General features: G+C 69.2%; 21 protein-coding genes, 1 tRNA gene and 2 pseudogenes. 17 read left to right on the forward strand and 7 right to left on the reverse strand.

Annotated features, from left to right (window positions below; genetic code table 11):
* A partial coding sequence (locus O3Q52_RS06510; RefSeq protein WP_269647829.1) for an ABC transporter substrate-binding protein occupies positions 1–740 on the reverse strand: 740 nt, incomplete at its 3' end.
* Between the two features lie 335 nt (positions 741–1,075).
* Between O3Q52_RS06510 and O3Q52_RS06515 the strand changes: the two genes are divergently transcribed.
* The 3 genes from O3Q52_RS06515 (at position 1,076) to O3Q52_RS06525 (ending at position 4,315) form a co-directional block, all read left to right on the forward strand.
* Positions 1,076–2,101, forward strand: coding sequence for a LacI family DNA-binding transcriptional regulator (locus tag O3Q52_RS06515; RefSeq protein ID WP_269647830.1), 1,026 nt, complete (start codon positions 1,076–1,078; stop codon positions 2,099–2,101).
* A 38-nt stretch (positions 2,102–2,139) separates the two neighbouring features.
* Complete coding sequence (locus O3Q52_RS06520; RefSeq protein WP_269647860.1) at positions 2,140–2,376, forward strand: NAD(P)-dependent oxidoreductase; 237 nt, start codon at positions 2,140–2,142, stop codon at positions 2,374–2,376.
* 295 nt (positions 2,377–2,671) lie between these two features.
* Positions 2,672–4,315 (forward strand): GMC oxidoreductase, encoded by a 1,644-nt coding sequence (locus tag O3Q52_RS06525; RefSeq protein WP_269647831.1) that lies wholly within the window; start codon positions 2,672–2,674, stop codon positions 4,313–4,315.
* Between the two features lie 156 nt (positions 4,316–4,471).
* Here the strand turns inward: O3Q52_RS06525 and O3Q52_RS06530 are convergent, their stop codons facing one another.
* Complete coding sequence (locus tag O3Q52_RS06530; RefSeq protein ID WP_143633754.1) at positions 4,472–4,951, reverse strand: carboxymuconolactone decarboxylase family protein; 480 nt, start codon at positions 4,949–4,951, stop codon at positions 4,472–4,474.
* A 176-nt stretch (positions 4,952–5,127) separates the two neighbouring features.
* Positions 5,128–6,201, reverse strand: a pseudogene (locus tag O3Q52_RS06535) (dihydrodipicolinate reductase); the annotation flags it as partial.
* Positions 6,202–6,514: 313 nt separating this feature from the next.
* Here O3Q52_RS06535 and O3Q52_RS06540 point away from each other — a divergent pair.
* The 12 genes and pseudogenes from O3Q52_RS06540 to O3Q52_RS06595 form a co-directional block, all read left to right on the forward strand.
* Positions 6,515–6,619, forward strand: a pseudogene (locus tag O3Q52_RS06540) (lantibiotic ABC transporter); the annotation flags it as partial.
* Positions 6,620–7,175: 556 nt separating this feature from the next.
* On the forward strand, positions 7,176–7,508 hold the full coding sequence (locus tag O3Q52_RS06545) for a hypothetical protein (protein ID WP_269647832.1): 333 nt from the start codon (positions 7,176–7,178) through the stop codon (positions 7,506–7,508).
* A 37-nt stretch (positions 7,509–7,545) separates the two neighbouring features.
* Complete coding sequence (locus O3Q52_RS06550; RefSeq protein WP_269647834.1) at positions 7,546–7,857, forward strand: pore-forming ESAT-6 family protein; 312 nt, start codon at positions 7,546–7,548, stop codon at positions 7,855–7,857.
* Positions 7,858–7,940: 83 nt separating this feature from the next.
* Positions 7,941–8,333 carry a DUF6507 family protein gene (locus tag O3Q52_RS06555; RefSeq protein WP_269647835.1) on the forward strand — a complete coding sequence of 131 codons (393 nt, stop codon included), beginning with the start codon at positions 7,941–7,943 and terminating at the stop codon, positions 8,331–8,333.
* Positions 8,330–10,816, forward strand: a complete 2,487-nt coding sequence (locus tag O3Q52_RS06560; protein WP_269647836.1) for a hypothetical protein — start codon at positions 8,330–8,332, stop codon at positions 10,814–10,816. The genes O3Q52_RS06555 and O3Q52_RS06560 overlap by 4 nt, the downstream gene beginning before the upstream one ends.
* Complete coding sequence (locus O3Q52_RS06565) at positions 10,813–11,679, forward strand: immunity 49 family protein (protein WP_269647837.1); 867 nt, start codon at positions 10,813–10,815, stop codon at positions 11,677–11,679. The genes O3Q52_RS06560 and O3Q52_RS06565 overlap by 4 nt, the downstream gene beginning before the upstream one ends.
* A 24-nt stretch (positions 11,680–11,703) precedes the next feature.
* Positions 11,704–11,991 (forward strand): hypothetical protein, encoded by a 288-nt coding sequence (locus O3Q52_RS06570; protein ID WP_269647838.1) that lies wholly within the window; start codon positions 11,704–11,706, stop codon positions 11,989–11,991.
* A gap of 55 nt (positions 11,992–12,046) precedes the next feature.
* A complete protein-coding gene (eccD, locus tag O3Q52_RS06575) occupies positions 12,047–13,378 on the forward strand; it encodes a type VII secretion integral membrane protein EccD (RefSeq protein ID WP_269647839.1) in 1,332 nt (443 codons plus the stop codon).
* 11 nt (positions 13,379–13,389) lie between these two features.
* Positions 13,390–14,529, forward strand: coding sequence for a hypothetical protein (locus O3Q52_RS06580; protein WP_269647840.1), 1,140 nt, complete (start codon positions 13,390–13,392; stop codon positions 14,527–14,529).
* On the forward strand, positions 14,526–18,518 hold the full coding sequence (gene eccCa, locus O3Q52_RS06585) for a type VII secretion protein EccCa (protein WP_269647841.1): 3,993 nt from the start codon (positions 14,526–14,528) through the stop codon (positions 18,516–18,518). Before O3Q52_RS06580 ends, eccCa begins: the two co-directional genes overlap by 4 nt.
* Entirely contained in the window at positions 18,518–19,927 is a 1,410-nt protein-coding gene (locus O3Q52_RS06590) for a DUF6177 family protein (RefSeq protein WP_269647842.1), read from the forward strand. Before eccCa ends, O3Q52_RS06590 begins: the two co-directional genes overlap by 1 nt.
* Positions 19,928–20,215: 288 nt before the next feature.
* Positions 20,216–21,796 (forward strand): HNH endonuclease signature motif containing protein, encoded by a 1,581-nt coding sequence (locus O3Q52_RS06595; RefSeq protein ID WP_332112875.1) that lies wholly within the window; start codon positions 20,216–20,218, stop codon positions 21,794–21,796.
* A gap of 113 nt (positions 21,797–21,909) precedes the next feature.
* Here O3Q52_RS06595 and O3Q52_RS06600 read toward each other — a convergent pair whose 3' ends face one another.
* Together O3Q52_RS06600 and O3Q52_RS06605 are read right to left on the reverse strand one after the other, a co-directional pair.
* Positions 21,910–22,050: a hypothetical protein gene (locus O3Q52_RS06600; RefSeq protein ID WP_269647844.1), complete on the reverse strand. Its 141-nt coding sequence runs from the start codon at positions 22,048–22,050 to the stop codon at positions 21,910–21,912.
* A gap of 398 nt (positions 22,051–22,448) precedes the next feature.
* Positions 22,449–22,649, reverse strand: a complete 201-nt coding sequence (locus tag O3Q52_RS06605; protein WP_269647845.1) for a hypothetical protein — start codon at positions 22,647–22,649, stop codon at positions 22,449–22,451.
* Here O3Q52_RS06605 and O3Q52_RS06610 point away from each other — a divergent pair.
* Positions 22,630–22,968 (forward strand): hypothetical protein, encoded by a 339-nt coding sequence (locus tag O3Q52_RS06610; RefSeq protein WP_269647846.1) that lies wholly within the window; start codon positions 22,630–22,632, stop codon positions 22,966–22,968. The genes O3Q52_RS06605 and O3Q52_RS06610 overlap by 20 nt on opposite strands.
* Positions 22,969–23,213: 245 nt before the next feature.
* On the opposite strand, the gene O3Q52_RS06615 is transcribed toward O3Q52_RS06610, so the two are convergent.
* Positions 23,214–23,298 (reverse strand) — tRNA-Leu (locus O3Q52_RS06615).
* A 141-nt stretch (positions 23,299–23,439) separates the two neighbouring features.
* On the opposite strand from O3Q52_RS06615, the gene O3Q52_RS06620 reads away from it, so the two are divergent.
* A complete protein-coding gene (locus O3Q52_RS06620) occupies positions 23,440–24,804 on the forward strand; it encodes a DUF2254 domain-containing protein (protein ID WP_269647847.1) in 1,365 nt (454 codons plus the stop codon).
* A gap of 198 nt (positions 24,805–25,002) precedes the next feature.
* Here O3Q52_RS06620 and O3Q52_RS06625 read toward each other — a convergent pair whose 3' ends face one another.
* Positions 25,003–26,544 (reverse strand): aldehyde dehydrogenase family protein, encoded by a 1,542-nt coding sequence (locus O3Q52_RS06625; RefSeq protein WP_269647848.1) that lies wholly within the window; start codon positions 26,542–26,544, stop codon positions 25,003–25,005.
* Positions 26,545–26,623 lie beyond the last annotated feature (79 nt).

Below are 26,623 nucleotides of genomic sequence, written 5' to 3' on the forward strand. Positions count from 1 at the left end.
AGTTCGCCGCCGCCTATCTGCCGGTAGAACGACCAGAAGAGCCGGAACTGCGTCGAGGCGTCCTTCACGGAGGCGACCGAGCCGCCCCAGGCCCCGGTCACTTCCTTCGCGGCGCGCAGGGCGTCGATGAACGCGTCGGGCCCGTCCACGTCCGTCAACCGGCCCTGGCCGTCGAGCAGTCCGGCCTTCTCGGCGATGTCGGTCCGGAAGTAGAGCACGAAGGGGTGGGTGTCGAGCGGGACGGCGTACAGCTTCCCGTCCACCTGGGACTTCTTCCATGGGCGCGGGTCGAACTTGTACTCGGTGAGCCCGTGTCGGGCGAGATCGGACGTCCGCAGTTCGGTGAGGAGTCCCGCCTCGGCGAGCGTGGGCACCTTCGACAGGTGGGATACGGCGACCTGCGGGGGCCGCTCGCCGAGAGTCGCCAGGGTCAGCTTGGTGTAGTACGGGCTGCCCCAGACGAAGGTCGCCGACTTCAGGTCCGTGGCCCGGTGCCGGGCCCGGTAGACGTCCTCCATGGCCAGCAGCCGCTCGCCGTCACCGCCGGTGAAGGGATTCCAGAAGTTCAGCCGTGTCGGTGCGGGCGACCCTCCGGTGAACCCCTGCGCGAGCGTGCTGCCGCAGCCGCCGAGGGCGACGGACGAGGCCGCGACGGCGCCGAGCGACAGGGTGCCGCGCAGAAGTGCGCGCCGGGACGGTGGGGGTGGAGGCGGGGAGGCGTGCGGTGTGCGGTCCCGCATGGGCAGGCGTCCTTCCACGGCAGGGAAACCCAACGAGTACAACGTTGGAATGAGTGACAGGTTCGAACGGCTCGATCGATGCACGGAGGCGGTTCCAACGTTGTATCCCTGCGGAAATTCGACGTCAACACCTGTGCGGAAACTGGTTGCTCGTCGGGGAGTGAGCCGCCAATCAGTGCATATCGCCCATGCGGGGCGTGATTCTCATACGCAGGACGCGAGCCTCTTACAACGTTGCAACATGGATTACGCTGGTCGGCACACCGGCATCGGCTCTCGTGGTGCGACGACGACGAGGGCGGCCGGAGGAATGCCGGGGAGGGAGGGCGAGCGTCATGGCAGGTGCACGCCTCAAGGACGTCGCGGAACGCGCGGGTGTGTCGATCAAGACGGTGTCGAACGTCGTCCGGGGCGAGATCCGGGTCGCGGAGCAGACCCGGCAGCGGGTGCTGCGCGCGATAGCCGAGCTCGACTACCAGCCCAACGCCTCCGCACGCCACTTGCGCACCGGCCGCAGCGGCATCATCGCGCTGGCCGTCCCCGAGCTGGTCGCGCCGTACTTCGCGGAGCTGGCCGCGGAGGTCATAGCGGCCGCCAAGAAGCGCGGCTGCACCGTGCTCATCGAGGACACCGGCGGAGACCCCGCGGAGGAACTGCGCATCGCCTGCGGCCTGAGCGACCCGCTCATCGACGGTGTGCTGCTCAGCCCGCTCAGCCTCGACGAGGCGATGCTCGCCACTCGCGAGCGCCGCGTGCCCCTCGTACTCCTGGGAGAGCAGTCGTACAGGATCCCCGCGGACCACGTGCTGATCGACAACTCCGCGGCGGCACGCGAGGCGACCGAGCACCTGCTCGGGCTCGGCCGCCGGCGCATCGGAGTCATCGGCCAGCCGTCGGACCGGGCCCATGCGACGACGGTGCAGCGCATGCACGGCTTTCTGACCGCGCTGCATGCCGCGGGTGTGCCGCACGACCCCCGGCTGGCCCCGGACACCGTGGCGTTCACCCGCGCCGACGGAGCCTCCGCCATGCGGGTCCTGCTCGGCCTGGACGAACCACCGGACGCGGTCTTCTGCTTCAGCGACCTGCTCGCCTCCGGCGCGGTGCGCGCGGCGCACGAACACGGACTGCGGGTGCCGCACGACCTGGCGGTCGTCGGCTTCGACGACATCCAGGAGACCAGCTACAGCGTGCCGTCACTGACCACCGTGTCGCCCAACAAGCGCGAGATCGCCGAACTCGCGGTGGACGCGGTGCTCCAGAGAATCACCACCGACGCGGAGGCCCCCCACACGAGACTCACCGCGGGGTATTCGCTGGTGGTACGGGAGAGCACGCAGCCGGGGTCGCCGACGGAGTGAGGGCGGCTGCGAGGTGAAGGCGGCTGCACGCCACCCTGATCGAGGCCCTGAACTCCGGCCGAGTCGGCTTCGCCGCACTGGACGTCTTCGAGACGGAACCCCTCCCGTCCCACAGCCCCCTCTGGAACCACGACCACGTACTGGTGAGCCCCCACACCGCCGCACTCAGCCCCGCCGAGGACCGCCTCATCGCCGAACTCTTCGCCACCAACGCCACCCGGCTTCTCGACGGAGAGAGCCTGCTGAACCGAGTGGACACGGTCGAGTTCTACTGACGACCGGGCGAACGAACAGACGCACACCCCGGGAGAAAAGCAGCGAACTACGGGTCCTGACCGAATGCGCCGAGTACGCCGCGTACTCCGAGCGCACGTGACACGGCAGGCGTAGTCGACAGCCAGGGGTCGCTCCTCCCCCGTGTCAACGCGTGTTCCAGTCAGGCTCTGTCGTCTCGTGTTGCGCGTGATGCCCAATTTGTGATCGTTTGAAAGTTACCTCAGGGTATGGCGTGACTTCTTATGAGGGTGGCATTAGAACCCGTTTCACTCTATGGAGAGTGAGGAGCCGCGCATGAACGACGATTCCCCACGTGGGACGCGCCTCAGAGGCGTATCTCGTCGGAGATTCATCACTGGAACTGGTTCTCTTCTTGGGTCGGCGGCACTCGCCGGCCAGGTACTGCCGGCACATGCCGCCACGACAGCCGCAGCCGCTGTCATCGAGCCGGGGGCGCATGTGCCCGCCCTCGTGATCGGCACCGGATACGGCGGTTCCGTGGCCGCTCTGCGCCTGGCCCAGGCGGGTGTCGACGTCCACATGGTCGAGATGGGCATGGCCTGGGACACCCCCGGGTCGGACGGCAAGATCTTCGCCAACACGACGAGCCCCGACTACCGCTCCTACTGGCTGCGCACCAGGACGAAGCAGCCACTCAGCAACTTCCTCGGCTTCCCCATCGACAAGGACGTCCCTCGCTACACCGGGATCCTGGACGCCGAGGAGATGGGCGGCATCATCGTCTACCAGGGCCGCGGCGTGGGCGGCGGCTCACTGGTGAACGGAGGGATGGCGGTCACTCCGAGGCGGGAGAACTTCGGCGCCGTCCTGCCGTCGGTCAACGCGGACGAGATGTACTCCGTCTACTACCCGCGCGCCAACTCCGGCCTCGGGGTCGGCACGGTCGACCCGACCTGGTTCGAGACCGCAGACTGCTACCAGTACGCCCGGGTCGGCCGAAAGCACGCCCAGCGTTCGGGCTTCCCCTTCGTCTTCGTGCCCGACGTGTACGACTGGGACTACATGGAACAGGAGGCCGCCGGGACCGTACCGAAGTCCGCACTCGCGGGCGAGATCCTCTATGGCAACAACTACGGCAAGAAGTCCCTGCAGAAGACCTATCTCGCCAGGGCCACGGCGACCGGCCGGGTCTCCATCTCAGCGCTGCACAAGGTCACTTCGGTCGCTCCGGCGACGGGCGGCCGCTACACGGTCGTCATCGACCAGCTCGACACCGGCGGCAACACCACGGCCACCAAGACCGTCACCGCGGACCGGGTGTTCTTCGCGGCCGGCAGCGTCGGCACCAGCAAGCTGCTGGTCCAGCTCAAGGCCACGGGCGCGCTGCCGGGCCTCAACAGCGAGGTGGGCAAGGGCTGGGGCGACAACGGCAACGTGATGTGCGGCCGCGCCAACCATCTGTGGGACCCCACCGGTGCCGTGCAGTCGTCCATCCCGTGCTCCGGCATCGACAACTGGGCCGCGGGCGGCGCGTTCGCCGAGGTGGCACCGCTGCCCACCGGCATCGAGACCTTCGCCTCGTTCTACCTGTCGATCACCAAGAACCCCAACCGCGCCCAGTTCTCGTGGAACGCGTCGACGGGCAAGGCCGAACTCAACTGGCAGACCGCCTGGAAGCAGCCGTCCATCGACATGGCCAAGACGATCTTCGACAAGATCAACGCCAAGGAGGGGACGATCTACCGCACCGATCTCTTCGGCGCCTACAAGATCTGGGGCGACCACCTGACGTACCACCCCCTGGGTGGCGCGGTGCTCAACAAGGCGACCGACAACTACGGCCGCCTGCAAGGACATCCGGGTCTGTACGTCATCGACGGCGCGCTGATCCCCGGCAACACCAGCGTCAATCCGTTCGTCACCATCACGGCGCTCGCCGAACGGAACATCGAGAAGATCATCGCGGCGGACCTGTAGCCCTGTAGCGGCGATCCGCGCACGTGCACGGCCCGGAGACGAACGAGCCCCGTCCCGGAAGGCGAACGAGAGGGAGACGCGAGGCGCACGGAAGAGACGTACGAGAGGGGGTCGAGTTCGGGGCCACCCGGACCTGCCGGGCAGCCCCGAACCGGCTCAGTGCCCCGGCAGTACGCACATGGCGTCGAGTCCCAGGACCCGGTTGAGTCGTCCGAAGGCAAGCCAGGAGCCCAGGCTCATGGTCAGTTCGACGATCTCGGTCTGGCTGTAGTGCGTGGTCATCCGGTCCCAGAACTCCTCGTCGAGGCCGTGGTGGTCCAGGGCGTAGCGGTCGGCGTATTCGGCGGCCAGGCGGGTGCGGTCGTCGAACGCGTCGGTCGTGCGCCAGTGCTCGACGGCGTCGGGGAAGTCGTCCTCCACCTTGTGGCCGTCCCGCTCGGTCCGCCAGTCGAGGCAGAAGAGGCAGCCGTTGATCTGCGCGATCCGAAGCCGCGCGGCCTCGAACTCGCGCAGTCCCAGGGTCGTATGGGCGTAGACGGCGAGTGAGAAGTTCGCGGCGGCCGGTCCGATGCCGGGGACCATGTCGCCCCACACGTACTCGATCGGGTTCTTGCCCTCGGGGATGTCGACGTTCATCCGGGACTCCTTCGTCCAGGTTCCCGGCCTCGGCCGGGGCCGCAGGCGCGTCCTTGGGGTGCCGACAGGGGGTGTCGGCGTCGATGTCACTTGGGTCACTTGGTTCCGAGTGCTCCGACCGGTGCGGGCGCGCCGAGCGATGCGGGCGCGCCGAGCGATGCGGGCGCGCCGAGCGATGCGGGCGCGCCGAGTCTGCCGACCGCCGGGCGCAGCGGAACGTCGAGGGCGTCGTAGAGTCCGGGTTCCGCGTCGACGAGCCAGTCGATGGCTCCGACGAGACGGCCGACGGCGGTGGCGTTCCCGCCTGCGGAGCGGTTGTCGCCCTCGTCGGTGGCCTCGACGGTGACCTCGATGCGCGGGCGGCCCTCGATGATCACGCGGTGCGCTCCGTCGCCGTTGGGCGGCGCCGGCCAGTCCGGGGCGCAGCTCGGGTGGATGCGGGTGATGTGCTCGATGACGAGGCGGGGTTCGCCCTTCACGATGCCCTGCACCTCGAAGCGCACGGCGCCCTGGGTACCGGCCTCGAAGTCGCCCATGGTCCGGGTGCTCACCGTGGCGTCGAGCGCGCGCCGCTCCAAGGTCTCGCGGATCTCGTCGAGTTCGACGCCGAGGGCCCTGGCCATCAGCCGTATCTGCCCGCCCCACACCATGGTCGGGATCGACGGCGCGAGCATCAGCGGCTGGTAGTCCATGCGGTGACCCATGCCGATCAGATGCCGGACCGACTCCTCCTGCTCGTACGTCGAATAGTCGAAGATCTCCTGGCAGCGGACGGCGTCGACGACCGTGCCGAGTCCGCTCATCAGCAGGGGCAGTACGTCATTGCCCCAGCCCGGGTCGACACCGGACACGAACAGCGACCCGCCGCCGTCCGCGATCGCCGCGAGCACGGGGTCGCGGAACTCGGGCGGGGCGTTGCGCTGGTCGTAGAGCGGATACAACGACGGAGTCACGACCACCGCGCCCGCCCGGATCGCCGCACCGATGTCGGTCAGTGCCTCGTCGGGCCGGATGTCACCCGACGCCGCGTACACCACCGCTCCCGGCCCCGCTGCCAGCACCGCAGCGACATCGTCCGTCGCCGCGACACCCAGAACCCGGTCCAGGCCGGCGAGTTCACCCGCGTCACGGCCGACCTTCCCGGGACTGTGCACCAGTACCGCCGCAAGATCGAGCGCCGGATGCGCGTCCACCGCACGGATCGCCGCACGGCCGACATTTCCGGTACCCCAGACCACCGTGGAAATCATGCGCGGAGCGTAACCTGACGAGTCGTCAGTTTCTATACCCTTGCACCGCTCTACCCGGGGACCGTTCCGACCGAGACGGCCACGACGGTCGACCACTGGACTGATCGCACAGGGCCGCTCCCTCGCTCGACGTGTGGCCCGGCCGGGCGCGCTGTCATGGAGCGTCACGAACGGGCGTCCCTGACAAGGGAGTTCAGGAGCGGCGCACCGTGGACGCGCGCCAGGCTTTGTCCGGCGGGCGTGCCTGGGATGTGCTGGTCCGGCACGCCCATCTGCGGGTGTTTGTCATCTGGTGAGGAGGAGAATGTGCGGCATGACCATGGTGAAGGACATCGATGTCCGCGGCATGCAGCACTGCGAGACGACGACGCTGGGCGTACTGCTGCGGCATGAGGGAATCGACCTGTCCGAGCCCATGCAGGCCATCGCTCCAGCTTGTGATCGTACGCGGCCTGATCCGGCCGTATGCGCGGCGATTTCCGGCAACCTGGGCTTCGACTGTGCCCCTAGTCACACGTGTGGTCACTACAGTCGTGCGCATGCCAGTCGAGTCGCGGGAGGGGTGCGGCCGACGATGAACCCCGGGGTGGGAGTCAGCCGTGATCAGGGCGTGGACGGTGCGGGGTGGTCAGTTCGGCGAGCGAGAAGAACAGGCCATTGAGGACGGATTGGTGATCGCCGGCTGGGAGGAGATCGGGGATCTGTCCAGGTGCGCATCCATCGCCGAGCCGACCCCCAGAGCAGTGGGCGTAGCACCACCTCGTGGGCCGCAGGACAGGCATCCGCCAGTCGGCTCAACACCAGGCAGCAAGACAACTCATGGGATAGATCACGCCGCCTCGCACCGAACTGCGTTGCCCCTGCAACAACTTGCGGGAGAGGATGTTCGACGCACGGTGAGACGTGCGTGACGCACGAGAACACTGTGGCGGTCGAACGACCGCGGCACACAACACACTTACGGGGGTGGGTGCATGAAGTTCGACATGGGGTCTACGACCCTGTCCGACCTGGGGAAGAACACCGTCGGCTCCAGTGACGACCTGGGCACGCTGATCACTTGGCTGATCCAGGCGGCGGAGCCGCTGGAGGGCAAGTTCAACGGAACGGGCAAGGCCTCGTTCGACTTGTTCAAGACACGTGCGGATGAGATCACCGCGGCGCTGAACGGTGCGCTGAGCTCGATCCTGGGCGGCCAGGCCGGCATGGACGAGGCCTTCGGCTCCGGTGATCTGGAGCAGGGCGACAACGCCAACCAGAACATGGGCCTGGCCAACTTCGACGGGGCCCGGTTCGGCGCGCGCTGACACGCAACGAGTACGAGTCCGAGGGGGACTTTTCGCGATGGGGCAGAACCAGGACCGCCGTTCCTACGACACCGGCGCTTCGAGCGACGTGCAAGGCAGCCTGCAGACCGTGATCGGGAACCTGGAGCGGGTGCTCGGCGACCGGGACCGCGCGGTGAAGGCAGCGATGGCCGACTACCAGGCCGACGGCGTGTCGGACGAGTACCACGGCAAGGAAGCCCGCTGGAACAACGCCGCCAACGAGGTGCGCGACATCATCCGCCTCGTCCGCACCACGCTGGAGCAGAACGACGGCACCGCGCAGTCGACGCTGGCCAAGGCGCGGGCCTCGGTTGACAACATCGGCTGACCGGCCGCGTGCGGGGATGCGAGGGACCGGGCCGCAAGCACACGGTCCGGGTGTGCGGGGATACGTGGATCAGGGGGCTGTTCGTGACGCGTTGGGACATCACTCCGTCCGGGGTCGGGGTCGTGGTCTCCCACGTGGGAGACGTGATGGGGGTGCTGGACGAGATCGTCCAGGCGTACTCCGGTGATCTGGAGGGCGCGGCCACGTCGGCCGGCACCCTCGCCCCGGGTGGGGCGAGCGGAGAGGGCGAGGGCCAGACCGGGCTGGTGGCCGCGGCGCTGGCCGAGTTCATCGAAGGCACCGCGAGCGAGCTGCAGTTCATCGGCGTGCGGATGGGGAAGTCGGTCACCGGCGTGGTGGAGGCCACCACGGCGTACCAGAGCGGTGATCTGGAGATGGCTGCCGAGGTGCAGCAGCGGGCGGCCGCGGTGGTGGAGCCGGACATGCCGGCGGGCTGGAAGCGGGGCCTGCTGTGACGATCAAGCCGGAGGACATCCCGCAGTTCACCGGCGATCTGGGGCAGTTGGAGCAGCACACTTCCGCGCTGCGCAAGGAAGCCGACGGCATCCGCCGGGCAGGGGCCGCCGCCCACACCAGCTTCCAGGGGCTGTCGGCGTTCTACCAGGCGCCCGAGGCGGACGATCTGTTCGCCTCCACGACTCCCGTACGCGACAGAGCCGACGGCTTCGCCGACAAGGTCGCCACGGTAGCCGAGGCCCTGACCACGTACGCGGTCGAGGTCACGCCGATCATCGCGCGGCTCAAGCGGCTGCAGACCGAGGCGGTCACCTTCGTGGCGGGCCTGAAGAACGGCAGTGGAGCGTTCGACGAGGACTGGACGGACGACCAGGACAAAGTCGACGAGAACCAGGCGCTCATGAACGACGTGGCCGCCGCACAGGCCGCGTTCACCGCCGCCGAGATCACATGCAACAACAAGATCACGGCGTTGGTCGGCGGCACCCAATACGTCATAGGTACCGGCGACAAGCAGTTCCTCCCGCTCGGTGCGGAGATCTACGGCTACAGCGCCGAGGTGCTGCAGCAGGCGAAGGAACTGCCCTGGGGCACGCCGGTGAGCAAGTCACACGACTGGTGGGACCCCAAGGACTTCGGCTACTACGCCAAGAGCTTCGTCTGGGACGGACTGATCGTCGACAACGTGTGGGGCACCGTCGACGGTCTCGCCACCCTGGCCGGCGTGCACGGCGGGGACGCGGCCGGAGATGCCTGGGAGGGGCTGACCCGCGCGATCGTCGGCGCGGAAACCTATCTCATGGAGTCCGGCGGGCAGCAGCCCACCGGCTTCCTGGCCAGTGACTTCGCCCAGGAAAGCAAGGTGTACGCGAAGGAGTTCGGCAAGTCCTTCGTCGCCTGGGACATGTGGCAGGAGAACCCGGCCCGCGCCGCGGCCACCGTCGTCTTCAACGGCCTGACCCTGGGCGTCGGCCCCTTGAAGGCCGCCTCCGCGGGCAAGGCGGGCGCTGGCGCCCGCGCCGCCGCCACCGCGGCCAGGGTCGGCGAGATCATCGACCCGATCAGCGCCGCCGCCAAGGTCACCCACGCCCTCCCCAGAATCGCCGAGGTCACCGCCAACCTCCGCGGCCTGAACAACGTCCCGGACCTGCGCGCCCCGCACAGCGTGCTGGAACTCTCCGACGGCTCCAGGGTCCGTATCGAGAACGGCGAGTTCATCCGCGTCGACGACGCGGGCCGGGCCATCAGCGACACCCCACGCCACGAACCGGCCGCCGACACACGCGCCGAACAGCCCGAGGCAACACCTCCGCGGAGGAATCTCGCCGAAGTCGGCGCGACCTCACGCGCCCCCGGGGCCACTGCTCACGCGGGGGAAAACCTCCCGCCCCAGGCGAGCCGCGAGGTCCCAACCGGGGGTGGCAGCAGTGCCGCACCACACGGGCCGGGCGGAACCGGAGCTGGGCACGCAGCCGACTCGGGGGCATCTGCGTCCGATGCTGGGCGCGTCGGCGACGGCCACGCCAATGCAGGCTCCGGCGCACCCGACGTTCCTGGGCAGCGCGGTGGCAGCGTCGACAACGGTGGCACGGGCGGCCGGGGTGGCGGCGCGACTGGCCGCCAGGACATCATGCGCCACCAGGTCGACCGCGCCAACAACGAAGCGGGCTACTTCGAGAAGTACTACAAGAAGAACGGCAATCGGCTGAGCACAAAGCTGGTTGACGAGAGCGGTCTGGTTCCGCCTCAGCTGGTGAAGGACCCCGCGACCGGAAAATGGATCTCGGCATCCGATGCCCCGCCGCCGCTGCTTGAAAAGTACCTCGGAGATCCCATCAAGGTGGGCCGGGGAACAGCAAGTCCCGAGGCCCTCAAGGCCCTCGACGGCGCCGCGCGTACGCGTCATTCCGCGATAGCCGCCGACCAGCTGGCCGAGAACCATCTCAAGTCGGCCAGGGAAGCGCTCGAAACGCATAAGACGCAGGCGAATCAGGCGGCCGCCGATGCTGCAGATGCCGCGCACAAGCCCCTACACAGGGACATGTCGGAGTCCAGCGAGGCCTACGGGGAGACCATCGCCGAGCACCATGTGATTCCAGAGCGCTATCCCAATGCCGAGAGAATGGAACTCGACGGTCCCGCGAACGGCAACGATCAGTTCGATCAGGTATGGCGCCGCGAGGACGGCGGCTACGTAGTGATCGAGGCGAAGAGCAGTACCAGCACAAAGTTGGGTGCCCGTAACTTGCCAAACGGCATGCGAGTCTCCCAGGGAACCCGGGAATACTTCGACGATATCCTCTCAGAAATGCGCGTTCGAGGGCGCCGTAATCCCAACGAACTCAGACTGGCATTGGAACTCAAGAAAGCACTTAAATCAGGCAAGCTGGACTACGTCCTCGTCAAGGGGAACCCCAACAACGGTCACTATGCTGGCTACACCATGGAGAAGTTCGACATCGGGGGCGGGAGAACAGCATGACGGTGAAGGTGCCTCGGCATGGCAGTCCAGGACCCGATGACGAAGAGTACGCAAACGCGCTCGGCATGGGGCTGGCCGACACCATCGAGAGCCTTGAACAGTCGCCGGACATGTTCAACACCGCGTTGAGCGAGGCGATCCTGTATGTGAACGCACGCCTGGCGGTCAATCCGGATGCCTCCGGCATCGACACCTGGGAGGCCGCGGTCTCGGCGATGCAGGTGGGGTCCGCATTGTTCGCGTCGGCGAGCGCAACTGAAGGTACCGTCGAGTGCCGCATCGACCACGAATTGCGGACCATCCCGGCCACCGGGCCGCAGTTCGCCTCCAACGCAGGCAACTGGCTCACCGCGTTCTGGCTCGCCATCGTCTGCCGCGACCAAACCCGCATGAACCAGCTGAGCGAGGTTCCGGTCGATCTGCTGCGCGCTTCAGCCTCGGGCGCAGAGGTCGACGCGTACATGTACCACTGGGTGGATGCCCTCCAGACATACTGGCTTGAACGGCCGGGCCTGGTCGGCAAACTGATCGCGGCGATCGAGGCGTCCCACCCCGACGTCGCGCGGATCGCCGACCGCGACCTCCTGCAGAAGATCCTTTACCAGCCGATCAACCTCTTCCACCGTTTCCTGCGCAAGGACCACGACGGCTTCAACGAAGCGCTTCTCGAAGCCCTGCAGTTGCACAAGGCGTACTGGACCGTGGCCGAGGACCGGGAGGAAAGCGTCGAGGGGTATCTCGCCCTCGGCCCTCTCGCCGTCACTTGCCTCGCCTACGACGCAGGCTTTCCGATCGATGTCGAGTCCGACTACATCCCCAGCGAGCTGCTCAACCGCGCCTGGCTCGGCGAGTTTCCGACGTGAGGGATACGCAACGCGGAAGAGGTAATGGTAATCGTGGCGGCTCAGGATTACGACAGCCAGTTGCTGGAGTCGGTGTCGGTGCGGCGTCGGCGGTTGCGGGATGCCGTGCTGTTCGGCGCCCAGCGGCAGCGGCGGTCGCTGGATGAGCGGTTGGGGAAGGTGTTCGCCGGGGTGGTGATCGCGGCCGTTCTGTGTGCCGGGTGCGTGGGCTGGTCGTTCATTTCCAACCGGCTGATCGGGCAGAGTCCGTACGGGTCCGGCTCCTCGGTACAGCCCTCTTCGTCGCCTTCCGTGACGTCTTCGGCTCGATGATAGGTTCGAACGCGTGATATCTGCGGGGGCTCTGAGTCAGACGAGACGTACGGTGTTGAGTCGGGTCACTCTGGTCGGTGAGCAGCGGCGGGTCGACCTCGTCCTACCCTCCCAGGAGCCGATCGGTCTCCTTCTGCCGGAAGTGATGCGGCTGTTGGACGACCGGGTGGCCGCGCGGCCGGAGCTGCGGCATCTGGTGACCGCGGATGGTTCGGCGCTCGCGCACGACGGCACGCTGGAGTCGGCCGGGGTGCCGGACGGTGCGGTGCTGCGGCTGGTGCGGGTGGAGGATGCGCCGTCCGCGCCCGTGGTGCATGACGTCACTGACGAGGCTGCCGACGCTCTGGACCTGCAGGCGTGGCGGTGGCGGCCTGCGGCCCGGCGCTTGGTCGCCGGGCTGGCGACGGTCGGTTGGGCGCTGGTGGCCGGGGTGCTGGCCCGGGGCGAGTTCGCGTTGTCGGCGGTGGCGTCCGGGCTGCTGGCCGCCGCTGCGGTCTCGGCGCTCGCCGGTGTGCTGTTCGGGCGGGCGCTGCGGCGCGGTCTGGCCACCACGCTGATGGTGGCGGCCGGGGCTCTGGGTGTGCTCGGGATGTGGACGGCGTCGGATGCCCACGCCTGGTCGGCCGCGATGCGGCTGGCGGGTGTGGCGGCGGTCGTGGTGCTGGTGCTGCTGCTTCTGGGGTGGTTTTCCCCGTTGGGGCGCGGCGCGTTGATCGGCGCCGCCACGGTCGGCGGATGCGTGGCCCTGTGGGAGATGGCAGCCGGGCTGCAGCAGAGTGCGGCCCCCGCGGTCGAGCAGAGCCGGGTTGGCGCGCTCATCGCAATCGCCTCGGTCGTCGTGCTGGGCGTACTGCCACGGCTGGCCTTGATGGCGTCCGGCCTGTCCGGGCTGGATGACCGGCGCACCGGCGGGGCATCAGTCAGCCGCTACCAGGTGACGACCGCGCTGACGGCCACGCACCGCGGGTTGGCCCTGGCCACCGTCGTACTGGCCGCCTCGGCGGCCGTGGCCGGCGTACTCGTGCTCCGGGCACCGTCACAATGGACCGTGCCGCTCGCCGTCGTCACCGCACTGGTGCTCGCCCTGCGGGCCCGGGCGTATCCCCTGATCGCCGAGGTCGTGGCACTGATGGTGGCCTCGGCCGTCGTCATCGTGCGGCTGATGGTGGTGTGGCTGGAGCACGCGGGCGCTGCGGGGCCGCTGGTGGTGCTCGGCGTGCTGACCCTGTTGCCGTTGGTGGTGCTGGCGGTGGAGCCGGCCGAGCATGTGCGGGTGCGGCTGCGGCGCGTGGGGGACCTGCTGGAGTCGGTGGGGGTCCTTGTCCTGTTGCCGTTGCTCATCGGGGTGTTCGGTGTGTACGGGCGACTGCTCGGCACCTTCGCGTAGGGGCCGCGGGTATGGCTGAGGGAGGGGACTGGCAGCGCGAGGTGCTGCGGGAGTTGGGCGAGAGCCCCGCCCCCGCGGCAGACGGGAGCCGCGTACGTGCAGCGGATCCGAGTGCGGCGCTGCGGCTGGTACGCGCCGAACCGCCCGTGGAACACCGCGCCCCGGCGCAGGACCCCGCCCCCAGTACCCCGCCCGTGCCCAGGGCTGTACGGGATCCGCGTCTGCCCGTGCCGACGCCGGAGTCCGTGCCCACCGTGGACCCGCGGCTCGCGGTGGCCCTGGGCAGCCCGCAGCACGGGGACTCGGCGGCCGCTCGCACCGGGCGGGCGCTGCGCAAGCTCACCGCGTCCGCCGGGCAGCAGGTCACCGATCAGACGCGGCTGGCCCAGGAGTTGCAGCAGCCGGTCACCACCGGACGTGTCATCGCCGTCACCTCCATCCGGGGCGGGGTGGGCAAGACCACCATCTCCGCGCTGCTCGGCCGGACGTTCAACCACTACCGGCACGACCCGGTGCTCACCCTGGAGGCCGATGCCGCGCTGGGCACGCTACCAGTGCGGATGGGCGCGGACTCGGTGCGCTGGTCCTGCGCCGATCTCGCCCACATCCTCAGCCCCGACATGCAGTTGACCGACGTCACCGGCTACCTGGTCCCCGTAGTGGACGGCGGCTGGCTGCTGCCCGCGAGCCAGGGCCGGGTCGGAGCGCCACTGGACATGCGCACGTACCGCACGGTGACGCTGGCGCTGCGCCGCTACTTCGCCATGACCGTGGTGGACTGCGAGACCCTGCCGGGCGAGGTTGCGCGCACCGCGATGGACACCGCGCACGCCCGGGTGGTGGTCGCCCCCATGACCGCGGAGGGCGTCAACGGCACCCGCACCGTCCTGGACTGGCTCGCGCAGCTGCCGCACTCCGCGCTGGCCACCACCGTGGTCGCGCTGACCGCCCACTCCCCGGACGCCACCCTCGACGCGAAGGCGGCGAGCGCACACCTGCGCGAGCCCGGGGTGCCTGTTGTCCTGCTCCCCTACGACCGTCATCTGGCCCAAGGAGGCCCCATCCACACCGCCCTGCTCGGTCAGGCCACCCGTGATGCCGCCGTCCGGCTGGCGGCCGAGGCGATGCAGCGGGCGGTACGGGTGCGATGACCCAGCAACTGATCCACCGGCCCGCCCGCTCCACCCGCCCGCTCACCCCCGCCGAGCCGCACACCATCGAGGCGCCGCCCAACCTGCCCGAGGGAAAGATCGGCAGTGCGGCCACCTCGCTGCTGCCCATGGCCGGCGTGATGGGCTCGGTTGTGATGATGACCGTCATCCGCTCTAGCCAGTTCGCCGTCATCGGCGCCGTCGTGCTCGTCTTCGCGCTGCTCGGCGCCGCTGCCCTGTTCCTCTCCCAGCGGGGCAAGGCCCAACGCACCCGCCGCACCCAGCGCGAGCGCTACCTGGAATACCTGGAAGAGCAGCGCGAGGAACTCGTCGCTGCCGAACGGGAACGGCGCCGCCAGGCCCGGCTGCTCGCCCCACCGCCGGAGGCGCTGTACGACCTGGTGCGCGACCCGGCCCGGCTGTGGGAGCGACGCCGCCTGGACGCGGACTTCCTGCGCGTGCGCGTGGGAGCCGGCGACGTCCCCGTGCAGGACCTGCTGATCGGTCAGAACACCGGCGGCGTCCTGACCCCGCCGGACCCCTTCATGCTCAACGAGGCCCGCGCCCTGCAACGCCGGTTCACCACCGCGACGGACTTCCCCCTGACCGTCTCCCTGGACCGGGCCGGGAACGTCAGCGTCGTCGGCGACCGCGAGGGCGTGCTGCGCGTCGCACGGGCCCTGCTCGTCCAGACCGCCATCACGCACGCGCCGGACGACGTCGCCGTCGCCCTCGCTGTGCCCGGCGAGAGGCTCGATGCGTGGGAGTGGGCCAAGTGGCTGCCCCACGTACTCGATCCCGCCGAGCAGGACGGGCCGGTCGCCGCCCGCCGGATCGCGCCCGGCCTGCCCGCGCTGGGCCGACTGCTGCGCCCAGATCTGCGGCGCCGCGCCTCCTACGCTGCGGAAGTCCGCCGGGGCCTGTCCGGCAAGAACGCACTGCGCATGACCGACCGGCTCCTGGTCGTCAGCGATGCATACGGCGACACGGCCACCGAACTTCCCCGCCCGGACACGGCCATCGGCCTGCCCGACATGGGCCTCACCATGCTGCACCTGCTGGAGCAGCAGATCCACGAGCCGGACCAGGTCAGCGTCCGCATCACCGTCCACGGGGACCAGGTCACCGTCGAGGACCTGCGCACGCCCGACAGCCCGCTGGCCTGCGGCACTTCGGACGCCGTGAGCATCACCGGTGCGGAAGGGCTGGCCCGCCTGCTGGCACCGCTGCGGCTCTCCGCCGAGTCGGCTGCCGAGGGCACCCCCGTGACCGGGCCCGTGGACTTCCCCGCGCTGCTGGGCATCGAAGACCCTGCCGCGCTGGATGTGGCCCGGCTCTGGGCACCCCGTGGCGAGCGGGAGTTCCTGCGCGTACCCATCGGGCTGACGGACCGTCACGAGTCGGTGTTGCTGGACCTCAAGGAGTCCTCCGAACTCGGCATGGGCCCGCACGGCCTGTGCGTGGGCGCGACCGGCTCCGGCAAGAGCGAGCTGCTGCGCACCCTCGTCCTCGCGCTCATCGCCACCCACTCCCCCGAGGACCTGTCGCTCGTCCTGGTCGACTACAAGGGCGGCGCCACCTTCGCCCCGTTCGCCGACCTCCCGCACGTGGCCGGAGTGATCACGAACCTGGAGAACCAGGCCGGGCTCGTCGAGCGCGTCCACTCCAGCCTCGCCGGCGAGGTCAAGCGCCGCCAGCAGGTCCTCAAGGACGCCGGGAACGTCGCCGACATCGGCCACTACGCCGCCCTGCGCGCCACCGAGCGGCCGGACCTGGAGTCGCTGCCGCACCTGTTCGTCGTCATCGACGAGTTCGGTGAACTGATCACCGCCAAGCCGGACTTCATCGACCTGTTCCTGTCCATCGGCCGCATCGGCCGCTCCATCGGCGTCCACCTGCTGCTGTCCAGCCAGCGCATCGAGAGCGGCAAGCTCAAAGGCCTGGACACCTACCTCTCCTACCGGCTGGGCCTGCGCACCTTCTCCGCCGACGAGTCCCGCACCGTGCTGGACACCACGGACGCCTTCCACCTGCCGCCGCTGCCGGGCTTCGGCTACCTGAAGGTCGACACCTCCACGTACGAACGCTTCAAGGCGGGATACGTCTCCGGCGCCTACCGCGGCCCGGCCCTGCGCGAGCAGCAGGACGACCAGCCACTCGCCTGGCCGTACCTGACCTTCAACACGCTCGACACGCCTCAGGCGGACGCGGCAGACGAACCCGCCGTCACCAAGCGCGAGACGGGGCCGACCGTGATGTCCGTGATGGTCGACCAACTCGCCACCGCCGCCTCGCCGGTACGCCGGATCTGGCTGCCGCCGCTGCCGGACGCCGTCACCCTCGACACCGCGGCCGGTCCCCTCCAAGCGGACGCGGAAGGTCTCCGACTCGCCCACCGCGACGGCCCGATGCGCATCCCCCTCGGCGTCCTGGACGACCCCGCCCAGCAGCGGCAGCAGCCCTGGCTGCTGGATCTGACCGTCGCGGGCGGCCACACCGCCGTGATCGGCGGCCCTCAGTCCGGCAAGACCACCCTGCTGCGCACGCTCGCCCTCTCCCTGGCTCTCACCCACACCCCCAACGACGTCGCCGTCTATGGCCTGGACCTGGTCGGCGGCGGGCTGTCCGCGCTGGCCGGGCTGCCGCACGTCGGCGGCATCGCCGGGCGCGCCGACCACGAACGCGCCGCCCGCACCGTCGCCGAGGTCCGCACCATGCTCACCGCCCGCGAGGAGCTCTTCCGCGCGCGCGGCATCGACTCCGTCGACCAGCTGCGCCACCTGCGCGCCCAGGGCCGACTGACCGAGCTCGGCTCGACCGACGTCGTACTGCTCATCGACGGATTCGGGGCCCTGCGCGACGAGTTCGCCGACCTCGACGACGCCGTGGCCGACCTCCTCAAGCGCGGCGGCGGCTACGGCATCCACATCGTGGCCGGCATGCTGCGCTGGAACGACGTCCGCATCGCCACCCAGTCGATGTTCGGCACGCGCGTCGAGCTGCGCCTGAACGATGCGGCCGACTCGTCCATCGACCGCAAGCTGTCCGAAACCCTCTCGCCGGACACCCCCGGCCGAGTGCTGACCGACGCCAAACTCTTCGCCCAGGTCGCCCTGCCCCGCACCGACCACCACCCCAGCACGGGCGACCTCACTCCAGCTCTCGAGCGGACCGCCCGCACCATCCGCGCCGGCTGGCACGGCGTTGTCGCCGCCCCCGTCCGAGTGCTCCCCACGCAGCTGCCCGCGGCGAGACTCCCCACCCCGGCGGCCGAGCCCAGGCGCACCCCGATCGGCGTGGACCAGGACGCCCTCGCCCCCGCCCTGCTGGATCTGTTCGGGAGCGACCAGCATCTGCTGATCCTCGGCGACAACGAGTGCGGCAAGACCAACCTGCTCAAGCTCATCGCCGCCCAACTCACCACCCGCTACTCGGACAAGGAACTGGTCTTCGGTGTCTTCGACCCACGCCGGGGCCTGCGCGGCGTGATCCCCGAGCCGTACCGCGGCGGCTACGCCCACAACGCCAAACTCGCCGCCGCGCTGGCCACCGGCATCGCCACCGAACTGGAAAAACGCCTGCCGGAGACGGCCGACCCCGACGCGCTCAGTGCGGAGCCCGCCTTCACCGGACCGCGGATCGTGATCCTGGTCGACGACTACGACACCCTCACCACCGCGGGCCAACAACCCCTGGCCCCGTTCCTGCCGTACGTCTCCTCCGCCCAGGACATCGGCCTGCACTTCGTCATCGCCCGCCGCGTCGCCGGATCCTCCCGCGCCCTGTACGAGCCGCTGCTGACCACCCTGCGCGAGACCGGCACCACCGCCCTCGTCATGACCGGCGACCGCACCGAGGGCCAGCTCTTCCCCGGCCTGTACGCCTCCGCCCAGCCGCCCGGCCGCGGCACTCTGGTCCGCCGCGGCCGCCATCACCAGCTCATCCAGACCGCCCTCACAGCCGAAGCAGACGAAGAGGCCGCACAGTAGTGACCAAGGACGTCATCGCCCTCACCCCGAAGATGCCGGACCTGCGCACCCTCCTCGCCGGCCTCTACGCAGGCGGCCCCGACCTCGGCGTGAACACCCTGGCCGACGGCGCCGTCATCCAGCTCTGCGCCCCCGACGGCCGCCCTCTCGTCTCCGTTGAGGCCCCCATCCTGGTCCAGGTCCCCGGCGAAACCACTCGCCTCCTCGGCACCGACACCGACCTCCCGGACAGTCCGGTGTGGTGGACCGGGGCCCGCGCCTCCACCGCTGTCGCCGAGGCCGGGCGGCTCGCGGGCTCCTTCGCGGGACGGCTGGCCACCGTGCTGGGTGGCACGGTCTGGCCACCAGAGGCCGCCACCACCGATGTCGTGCCCCTCGACACCGACGTCTCCGCCGTCCCAGTACTCGCCACGGGCACCCCCGCCGTGGACGTCCTCACCGCCGCCACGGCCGTGGTCATCCAGGACCGCCCCCTCGTCGCCATGACCAGCTGGCTCTCAGACGCCCTGCGCACCGCGCCCGCCGCCGACCGCGCCCTGCAGATCGTCACCCCGCCCACAGCACGCCTCACCCTGCCCACCCGCACCGCCCTGCACGGCCTGCCCAACCGCTGGGTCGTCCAAGACCCCGAGCACGGCTACTACGACGGCCTGTCCGGCGCCGTACTCCACTGGAAGCACGGCACCTTCACCCCCATACCCGACGCGAAGGGCGCCACCCGAGTCGCCGAGGCCTTCACCGTCACCCCCGACAACCGTGAGCGCCAACTGATCCTCACCCTGAGAACCCGCCAGCTCATCGACGAGGACCTCACCCTCGGCCACGCCCTCGAAACCGCGTTCCAGCACCTGACCGGCACCCCGCCCGCGGGATGGAGCACCGCCGAGCCGGTCAACCTCCCGTGGTCCACCCGGGAGTTGACCGACCTGGCCCGCGCACGTGCCCCCCGCCCGACCTGGCTGATCGCCGTCGGGCACCCCGACCGCCCCGCCCTCGCCACGGTGCGCGTGCTCCGCACACCGGCGGGCGTCGAGGAGGACATCACCCTCGCGCTCGGTTACGGCAGGGACGAGGCACCGCCTCTGGACGCCATCGAGGAGCTCACAGCCGCGCTCGACGCCCAGCACGGTCTCGTCACCCTGCTCACGTCACTCCGCGCCGCCCGCCGCGACCTCACCATTCCCCCGCACCTCGAAGCCCCGCCCATCCCCGTCACGTTCGCACTCGGCCGCGACGAGGCCGCGCGCATCGGCCTGGCCCACGCCCAACACCCACCCCTCGGCCCTGTTCCCAAGCGGCTCGGCCACCCGGCCGAACCCGCCCTCCACTACCTGCTGGGCGACGGAACAGACCCCCACGCCTGGTCCACATTCCAGCAACTCAGGCAGCAGCTAAGGCAGGAGGCCTGACCACCTGACTGAGCCGTGTTCTGAACGGCAACCATCCGGTTCACTCTCGGGCCTGGGGCACGTACCAGCAGCTCGCCAAAGACCGGCAACGGGCATGACAGCGAAGGACCGCGTCTGGCATCTCGCTTGTGCCGAGTCACGTCCAGGCGTCGGTGGGAATGAGGACACGATCATCCGGATCGCGAGAACTTCAACTGACGGCACACTCAAGCGAGACGAGGAATCGTGGGTAGAGCAGCTGAAGTAAGCGGCAGCACTCGCAGAGAGCTCTGGCGGTTAGCGAACGGGATGTGCTCCTTGTGTCGGTGCGAGCTCGATCCGGGCACCTCAGGCCGGACGGCGACAGCGCAGGCCGCGCACATTCGGGCTCTCAGCGATCGCGGGCCACGGGCCTCTGCCGACATGTCCACTGCCGACAGGAACGCCGTATCGAACCTTATGTACCTCTGCCCAACCTGCCACGACAAGATCGACAAGGCAGGCGGAGTGGAGGCTTTCACCACCGAGGATCTCCTCAAGATCAAGCGAGACCACGAGACCCTGATGGCCGTGATGCGCCAGTCGGCGCAGCCATGGAGCATGAGCTACAGCAACATCGACTATGTAAACATGCCCCGTGTGGCCATGCTCCTGAGCGGGCACGCCGTACTGCAAGTCGCCCAGAGAGCGGGACTCGATCCCCAGAAACCCTTCCGGCAACAAGGTGCCGCGCCCGGCTTCTTCGTCGGAGAGTTGCGCCCGGCCTTCGAAGCATGGCGTGAACGCGCGGTCCCGCTGGATGCAGCGCGCCTCGCAGACATCCGGCCCGGCATGTACGTGACCTTCGACGCCTTTGTGCGCAGCCACAACACCTTGAGTGGCACGTTGCAACAGCGCCCGGACGGCTCATGGTCGGGCAATCCGACCCTTTCGTTCCCCCTTGACGGCCGCGCGATCACAATCAGGTACGACCCTGCATGGCTGACCACCAGCACGGCGACCAATGACCTCGTCACCGCGGAGAGCGAACCCGCGCGGTATGCAGGCTTCGGGCTGGTCGTGTCCGTTTCGGAGAAGAACGTTCGAGTGTCGGCCCACGTCTTCGGCCGACCGCAAACCTCATTCGGCGCGTACATGAAGTACACGATGCACAGCAAGGGGACCATGACTCAGCACCTCGACACCGACGACTTCCCGGTGAATGCCTCGACGTCACCCAGCACCTCGCACGGGCTCCCCAGCGGGACGAGCAGTCGCGGGAACGGCACTGTCTCCGCGGCTCTGCACTTCGATGAGGACTCACTCGTTCCGGGACAGCTGGAGCGCGAGACATTCCGCCAACTCATGCGTGTAGTGCCAGAGATACGCCGTGATATCACCATCGGTGTACAAAGTCTCGCCACGTCCACGCTGACCTCCCATGGCATGTCGCCGATCGACCTCGCAGCAGAACTGCTGGGAGGATCGCCGAAAGTCTGGTCATCCCATTCCATCGACGCTTGGGGGACCATGCTGAGGACGAAGGAGATGGCCTTCGCCTGCGTACGAGGCATTCGCCAGGGGGATCTCACCGACCTCCATCACGAACTCCTCAGCCACTCGGACAGCTACCTCGGCGCCCTCCAGGTAAGGACGGAGCGTCCCCTGCACAAGTTCCTATACGGGGAACCTCCCGGCTTCCGGATTGCCGGCGCCGACCTCCGGCTGCTGTACAGCGCGCGCGAGTACAGCGAGGAGTACGGGATCGAAGACCAGCGAGATCACGACCGGCTGTCCGAGTGGGAGGACGCCGAAGGCTTCCGGTCCGTTTCGTGGGAAGAGGACGAGGAGCAGAGCGCTGAAGATCTACGCCAAGCCGAGTCCGACATGGCGGAGTTCTTCGGTCTGTAGACACGTCACCGTAGGCCACGAGAATAACGACCCCGGACACTCGCCGAAGGGCGACGTGGAGCGCAACCGACTCCACGTCGCCCATGACCGCTGCTGGGTGTCGGCGTGACGCCTCAGCAGTCCGCTGTGGCGTCCTGGGACCACTCGTTGGCGAAGTGCTCCATGAAGCAGCGAAACGCCCCGTGGCCTTGGATCGCGATGCGCAGGAAGCGGGCGAGGTCCCAGTCGTCGAGGGTGGCCTTGGAGTCCGCCATATCGCGGTAGGCAGGACGCAACCCGGCGCTCGGGACGTGCAGCCATTTCTCGGTCTCCTACCCGTCCCACAGCTCTTCGGTATCGATGGCCGCGGGTAGGCACTAGCCGGTGTTCAAGGCGATGCGGCCGCCGTCCCAGACGAGGTCCCCTTCCACCAGGCTGGAGAGTCCTTCCAGGGCGACGGGGCAGCGGCCGCAGCACGGAGGTGACGGTGCCGGACCGCGGTGTCGAGTTGTCCGGCGAGTACCTCGTCGCCTGGGCGACCCCGCTCGTGCAGGGCCCGTGCACTCGGCAGGGCCGACGGTGAGCCCCGCGCGCCTGGCAGACCTCGTCGGTGTGCCGGCCAACTCAGGCGGTGACGAACAGCTGGACTGCAGTCCGTCGGCCACTGCGTCGCTCACAGGTCGAACAGTGCGGCTCCCGCGTCCGATGCAGCCTTCAACGGCTTGGCCGACTCCGAGGGCACGGGAAGTACCCCCTCTGTGGTCAGGTCCGTCACTGTGATCAGCGGGCCCTCGCACACGTCGTCAAGGAGTGCGGCCTGTGCGGGTTCCTCGCGCAATAGCAGGCTGAGGACGTTGAAATACCCCCTGTTCACCCCTCTGTGGCAGGAAGCCTGGTCCGGACTGCGCAGTCAGAACGAGGGCGGCAACGGCAACCTCAAGAAGTCCGCCCTCGACAGCATCGACAATCCCCAGCTCCGCCTGCCGCACGGACGCGTCGCACAGACCCTGCTCAATGCCGTCATCATCTTTGTGGCGAACCTCAGAGCCATCCGACGGTTCCTCCGCGACCAGGGCATTCAGCCCCGCAAAGCCAGCACGCAGAGCGCCGCCACCCAACCCGGTGAGCCCTCCGGCCCGCCCCTGGCGCGACCGCTTCCGACCGAGCAAGTCGAGCCTCCGCCACGCGAGTGACGCACCTCCACCGCGCTCCGCCCCCTGAGAACCCCACATGCCTGCGCCACGGCTACCAGCCGTCGCGCAGGCATGTCTTGTTTCCGCAGGTGAGAGGCGCAGGACCTGGACCGCCACCGCCTCACCCCCTCATCGAGCCGATCACGAGGCTCGAGGCCCCAGAAACGACGAATTACCGGTGAGTCACATGACTCGACCGGTAATTCGTGAACGCTTCGGGACGATCTCGTGAACGTCCCTGGTTGTGTCCGAGGGGGGACTTGAACCCCCACGCCCGATAAAGGGCACTAGCACCTCAAGCTAGCGCGTCTGCCATTCCGCCACCCGGACTAGGTGTCTGCCGCCTGGACGGGGGTGTTCCCCGTGGCGACATGGACAACAATACCAAGCTTTCGGAGTGGCTTTCACCTGCGTTTCCTCGCCCCGGCGGGGGTTCCCGACAGGTGCGGAGGGTGCGCCTACAGTCTCACCATGAGTGACTGGAAGACTACGGACGGGTTGCCGCGGAGGCGGCGGCACCGGGCTTTGTCGCCGTGGCGTGAGCATCTGCGGGACACGTTCTGGTTCGCTCCGACCGCCGCTCTGTTCCTGGTGTTCGTGGTGTGGTCCGCGGCGACGGCGGCGGACGACGCGATCCTGACCGCGCTGCGCGACTCGGGCGACGAGGACGCCGTCGGTGATCTGCTGGGGATCGCCGAGGACGCGAAGATCGTGGTCACCACGATCAGCGCGGCCATGATGACCTTCATCGGTGTCGTCTTCAGCATCTCGCTGGTCGCCGTACAGATGGCCGCCGGGCAGTTCAGCCCTCGCGTCGTACGGATCTTCGTGCGGAGCCGGATCACCAAGGCCACCTTCGCGGTGTTCCTGGCCACCTTCGTCCAGTCCCTGCTCGTCCTCACCTCGTACGACAGTCAGCGCGATCCCGCGCTGGTGGCCTCGATCCCGCTCGTCCAGTCCGTCCTCACACTGATCCTGGTGGGGCTGAGCGTCGTCCTGTTCGTGATGTACGTGAACTCGACGCTGCGGCTGATGCGGGTCGCGCACGTCGTTGATCTGATCACCAGGGAGGCGCTGCGGGTTGTCGCGAGCATGCCCCTCGATGTCTCGGCGGAGGAGCCCGTCGGCACCGGTCCCAGCACCGGCCCGAACTCCGACCTCGGTCCCGAGACCGCCCGCGTCGCCCATCACGGCCGCGCGGGCGTGCTGAGGGACGTCGACATCGCGCGGCTCGTCCGGATGGCGCGGCAGAACGGTGTCGTGCTGCGGCTCGTCCCGCGGATCGGGGACTTCGTCGTGCCGGGTACGCCGGTGTTCGCCGTACACGGCGAGCCCGCCACGAAGGGGCTGCGGGCGCTGAGTTTCCAGGTGTACGTGGGTGCCGAGCGGACGTTCCATCAGGATCTGGGGTTCGGGCTGCGGCAGTTGTCGGACATCGCGTTGCGCGCCCTGTCTCCGGCCGTGAACGACCCCACCACGGCGGTTCAGGCCATGGACCGGATCGTGCAGTTCCTGTCCTCGGTGGCGCAGCGCCCGCTCGGAGCCCTGTTGCACCGGGACCGGCGAGGCACCGTACGGCTGGTGCAACCCGTGCCGGGCTGGACCGAGTTGGTCGACCTCGCCTTCACCGAGATCCGGGGGTGCGCGGTGTCCAGTCCTCAGGTAACCCGCCGTCTGCTGGCCGGGCTCGACGATCTCCTCGGTGCCGTCGCCGAGGACCGTCGGGAGCCGTTGGTCCGCCATCGCACGCTGCTGACCCAGGCCGTGGAACGGGCTGTGCCGGAAGCCGCGGACCGCGCCTTCGCCCTCCACCCGGACCGGCAGGGCATCGGATAGGCGCGGCGCGGCCCTCTCCTCTGTCCCTCCGGTCGGGCAGTCGCGCGGGGCGCAGGTGGCCGGTCCGGCGATCGGTCCGGCGGGCGACCGGTCCGACTCCGCGAGCAGCCCGCCTACGCGACCACCCACCACCGACCGGACCACCGGCGATCCCCCAACCCAGTGGGCGACGCCCCGCACGGCGGCGCCCACCCGCGGTCACGGCATGAGGTGGTACTCGGGGAAGTTGCCCGGCAACCGCTCCCCCGCCGGTCCTCGCGTCACCGCGCGGATCAGCAGTTCGCCGCCCACGAACGCGCCCCGCCAGGACGCGCCGAAGCCGCCGAAGAGCTCGTCGCGGTCGCCGCGCGAACGTGGCTTGCCGTGGCCGACCTTGAAGGCGCGGATCTGCGGGGCCAGTCGGTCGTAGGTGGCCTCGTCGTCCGTCGACAGGGTCGCGACGAGCGCGCCGTTCGACGCGTTCATGGCGGCGAGCAGCTCGGCCTCGGTGTCGACCAGGACGATGGTGTCGACCGGGCCGAAGGGTTCCGCGTGGTGGAGGGGCGAGGACGGGGGCGGGTTGAGGAGCGTGACCGGTTGGACGTACGCCGCCGTGTCCTGGCCGGGCAGCAAGCGCGCGTCGGTGAGCCGGCCACGGTGCAGCGGGACCGCGCCCCGGTCGATCGCCTCGGCGACCTGGTCGTGGAGGTCCTTCGCCTTGGCCGCGTTGATCACAGGGCCGAAGTCCAGCTGCGGATACGGGTCGTCCGGGTGCTCGACCGCCAGCGGGTGGCCCACTCGCAGCGTACGGACCGCCGGCAGGTACGCCGCCAGGAAGTCGTCGAACAGCTCACGCTGGACGACGAAGCGCGGGTAGGCGGTGCAGCGCTGCTTGCCGTAGTCGAAGAGCTTGGGGATGACCGCCGTCAGCGTGTCCCAGTCCGTGTGGTTCCAGATGCCCCAGGTGTTCAGACCCTCCTGTTCCAGTACGTGTCGTTTGCCGAGGTCGGCGACGGCCGTGGCCACGGCGGCGCCCGTGTCGCGGCCGCCGACGAAGGAGACGCAGCCGATCTCGGGCGCGCGCACGAGCGCCTCCGACAGCTCGCGCCCGCTGCCGCTGACGAGGGTGACGGGAATCCCCTCGCGTGCGGCGAGTGCGCAGGCCAGGGTGAGGCACGCGACGCCGCCGTCGGTCGGGGTCTTGGCGATGACCGCGTTCCCTGCCAATGCCTGTATCAGCATTGCGTGAACGAGCACGCTCATGGGGTAGTTCCAGCTCGCGATGTTGGACACGGGCCCGTCGAGCGGGGTCCTGCCCTCGACCATGGGCTCGATTCCGTCGACGTACCAGCGCACGCCGTCGATGGCCCGGTCGACGTCGGCCTGCGCGAGCCGCCAGGGCTTGCCGATCTCCCAGACGAGGAGGAGGGCGAGCAGTTCGCGGTGCTCGGTGAGCGCGTCGAGCGTGGCCGCGACGCGGGCCCGGCGTTCGTCCAGGGGGACGTACCGCCAGGCGCGGTGGTGGTCGAGCGAGGCGCGTACGGCCTGATGGGCCGTCGGGCCGTTGAGGCGCGGGGGCCCGGCGATGGGGCTCCCGTCCACGGGGCTGGTGGCGGGCAGCGCCCTGCCGTCCGCCTGCCAGGCGGCGCCCCAGAGATTGAGGACACGGTCGTCCCGGAAGGCTTCCGGCGCCACGGCGAGGCAGCGTTGCCAGGCGTCGGTCCAGGAGGTGTGGGACTTGAGGGTGAGGGTGGGTGCCATTCGGTTGCTCCGCTCTCGGTGCACAGTCGGGGGCGGTAGTGCATGGCTCGTCTCCCGTACGGGAGCACTTGGCGTACAT

The sequence above is a fragment of the Streptomyces sp. ActVer genome (genome assembly GCF_027270795.1).
GTDB lineage: Bacteria > Actinomycetota > Actinomycetes > Streptomycetales > Streptomycetaceae > Streptomyces > Streptomyces umbrinus_A.

What these genes read in the sequence shown, in the direction of transcription:
- O3Q52_RS06525 (WP_269647831.1), top strand. Translation starts at nt 2,672, where the DNA reads ATGAACGACGATTCCCCACGTGGGACGCGCCTCAGAGGCGTATCTCGT.
- O3Q52_RS06625 (WP_269647848.1), bottom strand. Translation starts at nt 26,544, where the DNA reads ATGGCACCCACCCTCACCCTCAAGTCCCACACCTCCTGGACCGACGCC.
- O3Q52_RS06620 (WP_269647847.1), top strand. Translation starts at nt 23,440, where the DNA reads ATGAGTGACTGGAAGACTACGGACGGGTTGCCGCGGAGGCGGCGGCAC.
- O3Q52_RS06595 (WP_332112875.1), top strand. Translation starts at nt 20,216, where the DNA reads ATGTGCTCCTTGTGTCGGTGCGAGCTCGATCCGGGCACCTCAGGCCGG.
- O3Q52_RS06580 (WP_269647840.1), top strand. Translation starts at nt 13,390, where the DNA reads ATGGCTGAGGGAGGGGACTGGCAGCGCGAGGTGCTGCGGGAGTTGGGC.
- O3Q52_RS06600 (WP_269647844.1), bottom strand. Translation starts at nt 22,050, where the DNA reads ATGGCGGACTCCAAGGCCACCCTCGACGACTGGGACCTCGCCCGCTTC.
- eccCa (WP_269647841.1), top strand. Translation starts at nt 14,526, where the DNA reads ATGACCCAGCAACTGATCCACCGGCCCGCCCGCTCCACCCGCCCGCTC.
- O3Q52_RS06550 (WP_269647834.1), top strand. Translation starts at nt 7,546, where the DNA reads ATGGGGCAGAACCAGGACCGCCGTTCCTACGACACCGGCGCTTCGAGC.
- O3Q52_RS06530 (WP_143633754.1), bottom strand. Translation starts at nt 4,951, where the DNA reads ATGAACGTCGACATCCCCGAGGGCAAGAACCCGATCGAGTACGTGTGG.
- O3Q52_RS06565 (WP_269647837.1), top strand. Translation starts at nt 10,813, where the DNA reads ATGACGGTGAAGGTGCCTCGGCATGGCAGTCCAGGACCCGATGACGAA.
- O3Q52_RS06570 (WP_269647838.1), top strand. Translation starts at nt 11,704, where the DNA reads ATGGTAATCGTGGCGGCTCAGGATTACGACAGCCAGTTGCTGGAGTCG.
- O3Q52_RS06545 (WP_269647832.1), top strand. Translation starts at nt 7,176, where the DNA reads ATGAAGTTCGACATGGGGTCTACGACCCTGTCCGACCTGGGGAAGAAC.
- O3Q52_RS06515 (WP_269647830.1), top strand. Translation starts at nt 1,076, where the DNA reads ATGGCAGGTGCACGCCTCAAGGACGTCGCGGAACGCGCGGGTGTGTCG.